This is a genomic window from Lactiplantibacillus sp. YT640 (genome assembly GCF_049745435.1).
In the GTDB taxonomy this organism is placed as follows: domain Bacteria; phylum Bacillota; class Bacilli; order Lactobacillales; family Lactobacillaceae; genus Lactiplantibacillus; species Lactiplantibacillus plantarum.
This window is the reverse complement of sequence record NZ_JBMNVY010000023.1, coordinates 33,582-45,430: the sequence shown is the minus strand read 5'-3', so window position 1 is coordinate 45,430 and position 11,849 is coordinate 33,582. Positions and strand designations below refer to the sequence as shown.

The window sequence follows — 11,849 nt, the reverse complement described above, 5'->3', positions numbered from 1 at the left end:
ATAAGCTCGCTCATGTTTATCTGGCTACGGTCTACATTGCCTCAATTTGCATCTTACTTAAGTAGTTTTAAGACGGACCCTAGTATTATAAATCTAAAGTTGATATACTAGCAAAGTTTGCTTGTCTGGCAAAGCGCCAAGAAAGCGATTACAAGTACGTCATCTTAATTAATGAAAGGAGTGCGAAAATGAACGATTTAACAAAGGGAAAACCGCTAAAATTAATTTTTTGGTTTACGATTCCGTTACTAATCGGTAACATTTTTCAGCAATTTTATAGTTTATCGGACACGTTGATCGTTGGTCAGACGTTAGGGGTTAAAGCCCTAGCGGCGGTTGGATCAACTGGGAGTGTTCAGTTTTTGATCATTGGCTTTGCGCAGGGGTTAACCGCTGGCTTATCCATATTAACAGCCCAACATTTTGGGGCACGTGATTTTAAAGCAGTGCGGCGCAGTTTTGCGATTAGTATCGTAGTTAGTCTAATTGTTGGGATCATTTTGACGATTCTGTCGTTGATCTTCGTTGACCATATCTTGTTGTTAATGCAAACGCCAACGGATATCATTGCGGATGCGCGGACATTCTTACAAATTATGCTTGGCGGGATGCTGGCACCAATTGCGTTCAACCTGTTGTCAAACATCATTCGCGCACTCGGTGATAGTCGCACGCCTTTATGGTTTTTGATTATCAGCGCGTTAATTAATATTGGCTTGGAATTGTTATTCATTTTGGTTTTCAAATGGGGCATTGCCGGGGCGAGCTGGGCAACCATTTTAGCACAAACCATTGCAACGCTCATGTGTGTGGTTTACATCATCGTCAAAGTACCCATCTTGCACATTGGACGGCGCCACTTCAAGTTAGTTTGGTCGGAAGTGAAGGCTCACCTGAATGTTGGGTTACCCATGGCTTTTCAGATGTCGATCATTGCGATTGGAACGATTGTGTTACAAGCGGCACTGAATAGTCTTGGCACTAATTCAGTGGCGGCGACGACTGCCGCTCAGAAAATCGACCAAGTCGCGACTCAGCCATTAATGTCTTTTGGGGTCACCATGGCGACTTTCGCGGCTCAGAATTATGGTGCTCATCAGTATGAACGGATTATCACGGGAGTCAAACAGACCATGTGGCTGTCGGGGAGCTTTAGTGTGGCTGCCGGTTTGATTGAAATTATTTGGGGTAAACAGCTTGTGGGATTCTTCGTCGGTCATCAGGACATGGCGGTATTGAACTTATCCCAGACGTATTTTAACGTCATCGGGAGCACGTATATCCTATTATCAATGTTATTTATTATGCGTAATACCTTGCAAGGGCTTGGACGCAGCGCAATTCCAACTTTGGCAGGCGCGGCGGAACTCTTTATGCGGGTGTTTGCAGCGCTGATCTTAGTTCGGATCTTCGATTACGCCGGTGCTTGTAGTTCGGAACCGTTAGCTTGGTTAGGGTCGTGTGCCGTGCTTTTGCCTGCTTATATTAAATCAGTCCACGATTTACGACAACAGGCCCGCATGACAAACACGGTCGCAGAAGGGGCCGAACCAATATTAAACGATTCTGAAAAATTGTAATTAAGGCTTGCAACCAAGTGGATTATTTGATAATATTTGTTATCAATTTTATTTTAAAGTCACTCATATAATCTCCCGGACACCTGTGGACGGGGCATGAATTGAAAAACGTTAAGGAGTTTACAAATGGCCGTAGAATTAAAAATTGGCGATTACGTCGCTGGTAAGAAGTTTGCTTCGTTGGAACATGATTTCAAGGGTGAAATTGAAAAAGTGTATGAAAATTCAGTCTTGATCTTAATTAAGGAATTTCAAAAAGCTGACGAACCAATTGTTAACGAGTATAACCACCGCGCAGTTGTTCGTAAGGATGATGCTAAGCTCATTAAAGCGGCTCCAAAGCCGAAAGTCGTCCCAGAAAAAGAAGACTAAAAATTTATAAATAACCATGACAACAGAAAAAATGTATGCTATACTAATTTCTGTTGTCAAATGCGGGTGTAGTTTAGTGGTAAAATTCAAGCTTCCCAAGCTTGCGTCGCGGGTCCGATTCCCGTCACCCGCTTTGCTATTAATCATTTCGGTTAGTAGTCATTGTATTCTCAAGCTCCTTGAGCGCATGGTCCGTTGGTCTAGTTGGTTTAGGACGCCTGCCTGTCACGCAGGAGATCACGAGTTCGAGTCTCGTACGGACCGTCAATAGATGATGATAATCAAGAACGTTAGTCAGCAATGACCCGTTCTTTTTTATTGAGTAAAAATCAAGATGACTAAATAGTTGACCGGATGGGTGATCAACAGTAATCGTTAAGGAGCGCAAATGCAATTTATAACAACATCTTTCGATGAGTTAACTGTTCGGCAGTTACAACAGATTTACAAGTTACGAGTGGCGGTTTTTGTCGTCGAACAGGCCTGTCCGTATCAAGAAGTCGACGATACGGACTTGATGGCTTGGCATTTACGAGGGCTGAATTCAACGGAACAGCTGCTAGTATATGCGCGATTAATGCGTGAAGCCAACCAGCAGGCCCGTATCGGCCGGGTGATCACCAATCCGGCGGTGCGGGGGCACGGCTACGGTCAGCAGTTGCTCCAACAGGCGATTGTGCAGATTCAAGCGTTGTGGCCTTCCACGACGCAAATCAATATTCAGGCCCAGCATTACTTAGATCGCTTCTACCGTGGATTTGGTTTTCAACCAGTCTCTGGCGTTTATTTAGAAGATGGGATTCCGCATCAGAATATGATTTTAACGTTGAACTAGTCAAAACGGCTGAATTCTGTTATACTAACGCATGGTAAAAATATATACGTCTAATGAGAAAGAATAGTACGATGAACGTTTAGACCAGCGAGTTCGGGATGATGGGAGCCGAATCTAAACATTATTGGAAGCGCGCTTTTGAAGACGACAATTCGATAATAAGTGGATGTCATATCAATTAGAGTGGTACCGCGGGCACGTCTCGTCTCTTACATGTTTTTAAATATGTGAGGGACTTTTTTTGTCCCGTAAGACAATCAAGGAGGACAATATGGATTATAAACAACTCGTCGCAGCGGCCTTAGCGCCAGCACTACCAGATTTAACGCAGGAAGTGATTCTAGATAAGATCGAACAACCAAAGACGTCTAAGCAGGGGGACTTGGCCTTTCCGACCTTCACCTTAGCCAAAACGTTACACAAGGCACCTCAAATGATTGCCATCGACATCGTCGAAAAAGTCGATGGCAGTGACTTTGAAAAAGTTGTTGCAATGGGCCCGTACGTTAACTTCTTCTTCAAGAAAGATGCGTTTGCAGCCGATATTTTAAATCAAGTGTTGTCGAATGGTGGCCATTTTGGTGATGCTAAGCTCGGTGAAGCGGGTCAAGTTCCCATCGATATGTCATCGCCAAACATTGCCAAACCAATCTCAATGGGGCATTTGCGGTCAACAGTGATTGGGAATTCTTTGGCAAATATTTTAAGTAAGTTGGATTACCAACCCGTTAAGATCAACCACTTAGGTGACTGGGGCACGCAGTTCGGTAAGTTGATCACGGCCTACAAAATGTGGGGAAGCGAAGCTGAGGTCAAGGCTGATCCAATCAATAACTTATTAAAATACTATGTACGTTTCCATAAAGAAGACGTCGATCATCCTGAAATGGATGACGAGGCGCGTGAATGGTTCAAAAAATTGGAAAATGGTGATGAAGAAGCCACCCATCTGTGGTCATGGTTCCGCTCAGAATCATTGAAAGCGTTCAAGAAGATTTACCAACGCTTGGATATCGACTTTGATTCCTTCAAGGGTGAGGCCTTCTACAATGATAAGATGCAAGAAGTTGTCGACATCTTGGAAGACAAGCACCTCTTGCAAGAAAGTCAAGGCGCCGAAGTGGTGGACTTAAGCAAATATGACTTGAATCCGGCATTGATTAAAAAATCAGATGGCGCGACCTTGTACATCACGCGGGACTTGGCCGCTGCGATCTACCGGAAACGGACTTATGATTTCGTGCAGTCCCTCTACGTCGTTGGGAATGAACAGACCAACCACTTTAAGCAATTAAAGGCTGTGTTGACCGAGATGGGCTTTGACTGGGCTGACCAGATCCACCACATTCCATTTGGTTTGATTACTTCTGGTGGTAAGAAGTTGTCAACTCGGAGTGGCCGGGTCATCCTGCTTGATAAGGTCTTGGACGATGCGGTTGCGTTAGCTCATGAACAAATCGAAGCCAAGAATCCGGACTTGCCTAACAAGGATGAAGTTGCGGATGCGGTTGGGATTGGCGCTGTGGTCTTCCATGATTTGAAGAACGAACGGATGAACAGCTTTGACTTTAACTTGGAAGAAGTTGTTCGTTTCGAGGGTGAGACTGGGCCATACGTGCAGTACGCCCATGCACGCGCTGAAAGTATCTTACGTAAAGCTGGTAGCCCAGAAATTGCGGCAACCGAGCAAACGTTAAGCGACCCAGCCGCTTGGGATACCTTGAAGTTATTGAGTGAATTCCCAGCGACTGTAGTACGTGCCAGCACGGAATACGAACCATCCGTTATTGCTAAGTATGCGATCCACTTAGCCAAGGCATACAACAAGTATTATGCTAACACCAAAATCTTAGTTGAAGATGATGAATTAAACGCTCGTCTGGCTTTGGTCAAGAGTGTCAGCATCGTCCTGAAGGAAGCCCTTCGCTTACTTGGCGTTAAGGCTCCCGATGAAATGTAATTAGAATTAATTAACAACTGTTCAAATTTGAACGCCACGCATACTAAACCGGCCGTTAAAGCCGGGCGAGAATGCGTGGCGTTTTTTTGTTGCGGCCGTAGAGGCACGGAACTCGATATACAACCGATGGCGAACGCAAGTTGTGAACCAATCGCAGAAATCGCAAGTAGGTAGCGGAGGCCCACTATTGTAACTGGAACCAGACTTATCGTGTGAAGTGGATTATCAGTCGACGGATCAAGGCTTTACCGCCCCGGCCGAGTAAAATAAGCCCGATTAACGGCCAAGATAGTAACAATAGGCACCCATGAATGACAAAGGAAACGCTGATCGACATCATATCGTCACGATATTCATTCTGAGAGAGCAACATATCACGGCTACTGACGGGATTGACGGCGTTATGATAAATTTGAGTGATTGTTTGATGTTGACCGGTCGCATCATTCAAGGCACGTGAAGCGACTGAAATCATTTGAAAAGGGTTATGGGTAAGTCGTGGCAATAGGCACATTAGGAGTGGATGGCCGAAGAAGTATGCAGAAGTCAGATAGAGGTTGGTTAACGTCCAATGTAGGTGAAAACGGCCGCTGGGATCTGCGGTGACGGCATAAAAAGCAATCACGAAAAAAATCGCGCAACGAATATAGTCGGAACCGATTAAGCTGAAAGCCTTTTTCATGGTTATCCCTCCGTTTGAGGCTTGGCTGTGTTTTCTTCAGATAAATGCTCAAACTGGGTTGCGGGCGTCATGATGCTTACAAATGACCGCCCATCCGAGTTAGTGAAACCAAGCATGATTTATGTCTGATTATAAGTCGGTGTGATGATCGAAACAAACATTAAAATCTTAATAAGGCAACTTCCAATACTAAAATTTTAATGACCTGTTTAGTCGTCCGGGGTGGTATTCTGAAAACTAATTCAAAATGCCATATTGGGGGCTTGGTGATGAGCTACTTAGAACTAACGAATATTTGTAAGAACTATCAGGTTGGCAAACAAACATTCAACGTCTTGAAGGACATTAACTTGCAGTTTGAACTCGGTGAGTTTGTGGCGATTGTCGGTGAATCAGGTGGTGGTAAGACAACCTTGATGAATATTATTGGGGGACTAGACCATGATTTCACGGGAACCGTCAGTATCGCTGGACAACCACTTGATTATCATTATGAGCGCCAGCTGGATCGGTACCGGCGCGAAGTCATTGGCTATATCTCACAGACCTACAATCTAATCGGTCATTTGACCGTGCTTGAGAATGTCATGCTAGCCTTAGATATGACTAAATTAAGCCATGGTGACCGATTGCGACGGGCACACGAGCTCCTAGCAAACGTTGGCTTGACGGCACAAATAAAAAAATACCCGCAACAATTATCAGGTGGTCAAAAACAACGGGTGGCAATCGCTCGAGCATTAGCCGGTGATCCTAAAATTTTGATTGCGGATGAGCCGACTGGTGCGCTGGATGCAGACAATACCGCCGATGTCATGGCCATGCTTCAAAAAATCGCACGGGAAGGGCGCTTGGTGATTTGTGTGACCCATTCACAGCGCGTGGCGGGTGCGGCGACCCGGATTGCCGAGTTGGTGAATGGACGAATTAAGTCACAACCAGTGACCACCCAAAATGTCGGCACCACGCAAACAGTTGCGTCACTACCTGCGCGGCCACTTTCGTATTGGGTATCAGTCATGATGGCCTTCAAGCATATGCGGCATACGTGGATCTGGAATACGCTAATTGTCGTTGGCACAGCGATTGGATTATTCGCCGTCATGCTTTTCAATGGTCTGGGGACCGGCATAAAAGGGTATATTAACCACGAAATGAATGCGTTGGTGGACCCACAATCAATTATGGTCATGCACCAAGCGGATAACGCGAAGGATCGTGATGAACAGGCTGCGGCCGTCTATGATCCAGCTGTAGCCGGCGGTATCGCAGCCCGGATGCCGGTGTTCACCGACTCACAACTCACAGCGTTGCGTGACCTTAAGCACGTGACCAACGTGGAACCCGGGATTTCAGCTACAAACGCAACGATTGCGATTGGACAACAAAAGTATGCCGCACCTGAACTGACGACCTGGACGAGTAGTGATCCGACCCGGCAGTTGAAAGCAGGCCACGTGGCGGGTGACAATCAAATCGTATTAGATAAGTCTTCAATCGCGCAGAAATGGTCGGCAACGCGTTGGCGTCAGTTAGTGGGTCGGGCTGTGACTGTGAGTTATCAAACCTTCAATCAAAAAGGGCAACCCGTGACCGTGGCGCGCGTGTTGACGGTTGCCGGAATAGTAGATAGTACCTCTGAGGTCGGTTTGAATGCAGTTAACTACACCACGATGCAGTCGATGCGTTCAGCGGCACGTGTCTCAACACAACCAACGTTTGTGAGCGTTAGAATTAAGAGTCGGGTGCAAAATCAGGTCGTGGTAAATGAAATTAACCACTTATCAATTAATGGCAAGCACCCATTTGCCGCGACTAGTATTGCGGCCACTTTGGATTCGTTCAATACTTACGTTAATATTGCCACTAAAGTGTTGGCGGCGATTGCGGGGATTTCATTAATCGTTTCCGCATTAATGATTATTGTAACGATGTTCATGTCGGTCAGTGCTCGGATGCGAGAAATTGGTATTCTGCGGTCGCTGGGGGAGCGCCGGCGTGATATTCGCCGGCTATTTACTAGTGAAGCGCTGATGTTAGGCATTATCAGTGCCACGTTAGCGACTGGGCTGTCCTATTTAGCTGAACGAGGGCTCAATCATGGTCTGGCTAAGCTAACTGGCGGGTATGCGCTAGTTCAGATTCAGCTCGGCAACGTAATTGCAATTTTTGTAATCGCAATTATTATCGCCTGGCTTGCGGCTATTTTACCAGCAAGGCGGGCTGCGCGGGCTAATCCGATCAAAGCCTTGGCCGCTGAATAACAAGTGATTGGATAATTGTCGTGATGGAAAAGTTATGTTAACCAGTCAACTTGTTTGAAGGAGTGGTTAAAAACTGTGCGAGATGTCGCAAAATAGTCGTTTTATTCAGGGGTGGGGGTCATTAATTCATTAGGGCTGGTATTAACGACAGCAGCCAGTTCTAATATTGGCTCGCCCAGGGTACGCAGAAACTTCTGATTGAGAAAAGTAAATTAGCTCGGCTAGGTTCTGCGTTACTAGTCGAGCTAATTTTGATTAATATCTTCTGGTCTTAGGTAACTGGGGATGGTTATTTGGCAGTTAGCGTGTACTTGAGACGTCGATGATGGTTCTTTACAAACCGGTGCTAGTTAGTTAATTGACATAACTAAACATTATTAGTAAAAACTAATTTTTGAGAAGATAAGTAGCAATGGCAAAATTCAATTGTATCCGTTTAAATTGATTACCATACATGTTGGCGCTTACTTTTTATGGCCAAAACCGTGTCTTGTCAACCCTATGCAGAATTAATCCATCGCCCACTTGACTTATTCAACGAGTGAATTAATTCGCCAACAAACTTATCAGTGACTTCTCATAAAAAGCCCAAAGTCCCCCCTGTTATACATGCAAAACACTAGTAATTCAGCGACTGTCCGGGTATGCTGTTGGTGTAAATTAAGCTAAGGAGGGTTTTGTTTTGAGGAAACAACCACAGACACTAGTCATTGGTGGAACGCAGGTTGCTAGTGGCAAGAGCTTGTTGACACTGGCGTTAGCGAACGTATTGACTAATTGGAAAATGACGGTCACCATCGTTAGTTGCAATTATCAAACCGTTACGTGGCGGACCATTCAAAAGCATCACTGCCATGAGTGGCAGTCAGATATTCGAACGGCTAACGAGCTCAACAACTTTTGGATAGCGTTGCAGGGTGTCCAGACGGATTATTTATTGATAGATCTTGATTCTACGGGTCCGAAACACGATAACTATACTTGGTTACTCAACGAGTGCTGGTTGCCATTAGCGCAACAAATTATTTTAACCTATTCGACTGAAACGGATGTCAACACGTTGTTGTATCAAGATTTAGGGGCCTTACAGTTTAGCATGGAATACACACTGACCAATCCTAAAATCTACACCGTTTTGAATCGTTATCCAGCACCAGTAGCTGTTAGGTCAGCGATGACGGCCAGTGACTTACTCCCATTCCATCGTCAATTTCAAACTCGGCACGCAGAATTTGCTGCAATGAATTTAGAGCCATTGGGTATGTTGACCGACGCCCGCCAGCACCCAGAAAAAGTTTTGGCGGATGCCACGCAAATTTTAACCAAACTTGTGGCGTAATTATGGCTAATTATTGATCAAAACGACACGCGCTGTGATGAGCAACGGGTGCTTTTTTGCGGATGCCAATCACAGCGAAATATGTACAAATCTGGTATAAATGTAGTGATGCGAATTTTGTGGGGGAAATCTAATGGAAACGACACGAGAGCTTATTTATGATACGGTACGCAAATTGGTTTTAACGGATACGCGGTATCACGATGGTGTGACAGCAATGGTCATTGCTACACAATTGAAAATGCAACGCACAAATGTTAGCGCGGCTTTGAATGCCTTAGTGCGCAAACAAAAATTGGTCAAGACTAAGACGCGGCCAGTTCAATTTTTATTAGCTGCGTCCCACCTCCAAGAGCCATTTACGGGACTAATTGGTCGTTTAAATAGCTTGCAACATGCGATCAAACTAGCAAAAGCGGCTGTTTTGTATCCGAGTGGTCCTTTGAATATTCACATTGTGGCAAACGGTGGGGCGGGCAGTACCACGTTTGTACACGAAATTCAGAATTTTGTTGAGCAACGGGGTATATTAACGGCAGCTAGCAGCCCCATCATTGTTAAGTGTCGTGATTATGCAGACGATATTCACCAACTTGATAGTCAATTATTTGGTGAGCATGGCCAGCTAGCGCACAGTCTTTGGGCACACTCCGAGGGCGGTATTGTTGTGATTGACCATTACGACTATTTAGATGGCCCGCAACGCGCACAATTGACGAGTGTCATGGAAGCCGTGGCGTCCCATAAGCAACCACTGTTAATCATTTTAGTGAGCGGGATTGATCAGGAAATTCTTAGGACGCAGCAATTGATAATGAAAATTGAATTACCTGATTTTAAGCAACGACCGTGGTCAGAAAGATGGGCGTTGATTCGTCGTTTTTTGACGATTGAAGCTCAACAATCCAAGCGGACGATTCGATTGGAACTAGCCGTTGCCCAGGCGCTCATGCTGGCAAATTATGATCAGAATTTGAAAACGATGAAAGCGACCATCACGATGGCCTGTGCGCAGGCTTATGTCCGATTTATGGCTGATGCTGACCGTGAAGTTCGCGTGTACCTTGCGGATCTATCGCCCGCCGTTCAACAAGCGTTAGCGCACGAACGGGACTATCAACAAGAATTGGCGGCCGTGTTGGCAGCAGCTGATTTATCGTTTGCGGCCAAGTCGTCTTCGGGTTTGAGCTCAGATTCATTGCAAGCGAGTCGGCAACAAGTTGAGCCGGGAACAAGTCCTCGCAGTGTCCAAGTGCCAAGGTCAGTTGAACAATCACCGTCAGTGATAAAACCGAGTATCGTCCAACAGCGTGCGTCCAATACGCAAAATTTAGCACAAATCGTTGCGCCACTAATTATTAAGATTGTCAAAGACTGGCAACCAGATTGTGAACGGTTATTGGCACGGCCGTTGACCGAGAGTGTGTTTAATGGATTATGTTTACACATTAATGGGATGTATCGCCAAATGCCAACGACCAAACCTGCATCAGCGACAATGATCACGCAATTACAGTCACAACATGTGGCCGAATATGAGGCTGCTGTTAAATTAGCACAGGTCTTAGCGACAAAACTAGATTTGACCATTTCACCGGCTGAAGTTGCTTTATTAGCAACGTTTTTAGTTGCACAATCACCAGTGACGCGTCATCACCCGGTTGTGCTTTACGTCATGCAAGGAATGGGGACTGCCCAGGCCCTGATGCGAACAACGAACACGCTCAGCGCTGTCAGCAATACTTATGCTTATGATGTTGACTTATCAGCCGATAGCACGATGGTGATGAAGGCACTGAAGCATAAAATCAGCGAGATTGATTGCGGTGCAGGTGTGCTAGTCATTTATGATATGGGGGCAATCAAATGGATGTTGACGACCATTCAAGGCGAACTCGCGACCAAAATTCGGATGATTCAAGTCCCAGTGACTTTAGTCGGAGTCGATGCTGCTCGAAAGAGTGCGCGCGTAATGGACGTGGACGATGTTTATCATCTAGTGCAAGTCGATCTAAACCAACTGAACGCCGAAAAGACAACAAAAGATGAATTGATTATTACGCTGTGTCATACGGGTGAGGGGGGTGCTGCGCAATTAAAAGATTATATTGACCAATATTCACGGTTACAGATGCGCGTCAAAGCGTTGGCAATTGGGCATCGTGATGAGTTGGTGGCAACCGTACTTAGACTACAACAGGTTTATCAGATTCATGCATTTGTCGGCACCTTTGATCCTCAATTATTCGGCATTCCGTTTATTTCGATGGCAGCAATTTTTGAACATTCACATCAGCAGTTAGATCAAGTGCTGATGTTTCGGCCGGAAGCTGGTCGCTGGGATACTTATAATCAGATCTATCAGTATTTTAAGACGCAGTTCGAATACGCAGAAGTTGCTAAGTTGCAGCGTGTGTTACCACCACTCATGGATGATTTGACAACCTTATACCAACTAACTGAGGATCAACAAATTGGCCTGTTTGTTCACTTGGGTAGCATGATTGACCGTATTTTGGCTGGCAAGATTGTGACGACAACGGCGCAAACGCGGAAATTAGTGACCCAGTATTCGCAAGATTATCAGCAATTACGACGGTGTCTACGGCCGGTCGAGCAGACATTTAAACTGATTGTGAATGATGAGATGATTGGGACGCTACTGGTCATCTTAAAGCAATTACACTAATCTTAAGTGCCACGGATAATCGTTTGAGATTGATATCAGGAAGGTGTCAGCTTTGATTTTGATGGGGAGATGATGGTTGGTTCTAGCATTGACGGAGCAGTTTTTAAATGAGACTTAAATAAGTCGCT

Annotated in this window: 8 protein-coding genes and 2 tRNA genes; 9 read left to right on the top strand and 1 reads right to left on the bottom strand. The window is 45.3% G+C overall.

Annotated features, from left to right (window positions below):
* The first annotated feature begins 188 nt into the window (after positions 1–188).
* From ACOV1R_RS12370 to argS, 6 genes are all read left to right on the top strand, one after another.
* Positions 189–1,580 carry an MATE family efflux transporter gene (locus ACOV1R_RS12370; protein ID WP_003643131.1) on the top strand — a complete coding sequence of 464 codons (1,392 nt, stop codon included), beginning with the start codon at positions 189–191 and terminating at the stop codon, positions 1,578–1,580.
* A 126-nt stretch (positions 1,581–1,706) separates the two neighbouring features.
* On the top strand, positions 1,707–1,952 hold the full coding sequence (locus ACOV1R_RS12365) for a hypothetical protein (RefSeq protein WP_003643130.1): 246 nt from the start codon (positions 1,707–1,709) through the stop codon (positions 1,950–1,952).
* Between the two features lie 62 nt (positions 1,953–2,014).
* Positions 2,015–2,085, top strand: a tRNA-Gly gene (locus tag ACOV1R_RS12360).
* Between the two features lie 56 nt (positions 2,086–2,141).
* Positions 2,142–2,216: transfer RNA gene (locus tag ACOV1R_RS12355), tRNA-Asp, on the top strand.
* A gap of 124 nt (positions 2,217–2,340) precedes the next feature.
* Positions 2,341–2,787, top strand: a complete 447-nt coding sequence (locus tag ACOV1R_RS12350) for a GNAT family N-acetyltransferase (protein WP_003645239.1) — start codon at positions 2,341–2,343, stop codon at positions 2,785–2,787.
* Between the two features lie 271 nt (positions 2,788–3,058).
* Positions 3,059–4,747, top strand: coding sequence for an arginine--tRNA ligase (gene argS / locus ACOV1R_RS12345; RefSeq protein WP_003645238.1), 1,689 nt, complete (start codon positions 3,059–3,061; stop codon positions 4,745–4,747).
* Between the two features lie 205 nt (positions 4,748–4,952).
* Here argS and ACOV1R_RS12340 read toward each other — a convergent pair whose 3' ends face one another.
* On the bottom strand, positions 4,953–5,429 hold the full coding sequence (locus ACOV1R_RS12340; protein WP_003645237.1) for a hypothetical protein: 477 nt from the start codon (positions 5,427–5,429) through the stop codon (positions 4,953–4,955).
* 269 nt (positions 5,430–5,698) lie between these two features.
* On the opposite strand from ACOV1R_RS12340, the gene ACOV1R_RS12335 reads away from it, so the two are divergent.
* The 3 genes from ACOV1R_RS12335 (at position 5,699) to ACOV1R_RS12325 (ending at position 11,721) form a co-directional block, all read left to right on the top strand.
* On the top strand, positions 5,699–7,693 hold the full coding sequence (locus ACOV1R_RS12335) for an ATP-binding cassette domain-containing protein (RefSeq protein ID WP_003645236.1): 1,995 nt from the start codon (positions 5,699–5,701) through the stop codon (positions 7,691–7,693).
* A 682-nt stretch (positions 7,694–8,375) separates the two neighbouring features.
* Positions 8,376–9,032 carry a hypothetical protein gene (locus ACOV1R_RS12330; RefSeq protein ID WP_003643125.1) on the top strand — a complete coding sequence of 219 codons (657 nt, stop codon included), beginning with the start codon at positions 8,376–8,378 and terminating at the stop codon, positions 9,030–9,032.
* Between the two features lie 133 nt (positions 9,033–9,165).
* The gene (locus tag ACOV1R_RS12325; protein WP_128485048.1) at positions 9,166–11,721 is read left to right on the top strand and encodes a PRD domain-containing protein; all 2,556 of its coding nucleotides are present in this window, start codon (positions 9,166–9,168) and stop codon (positions 11,719–11,721) included.
* Positions 11,722–11,849: the final 128 nt, after the last annotated feature.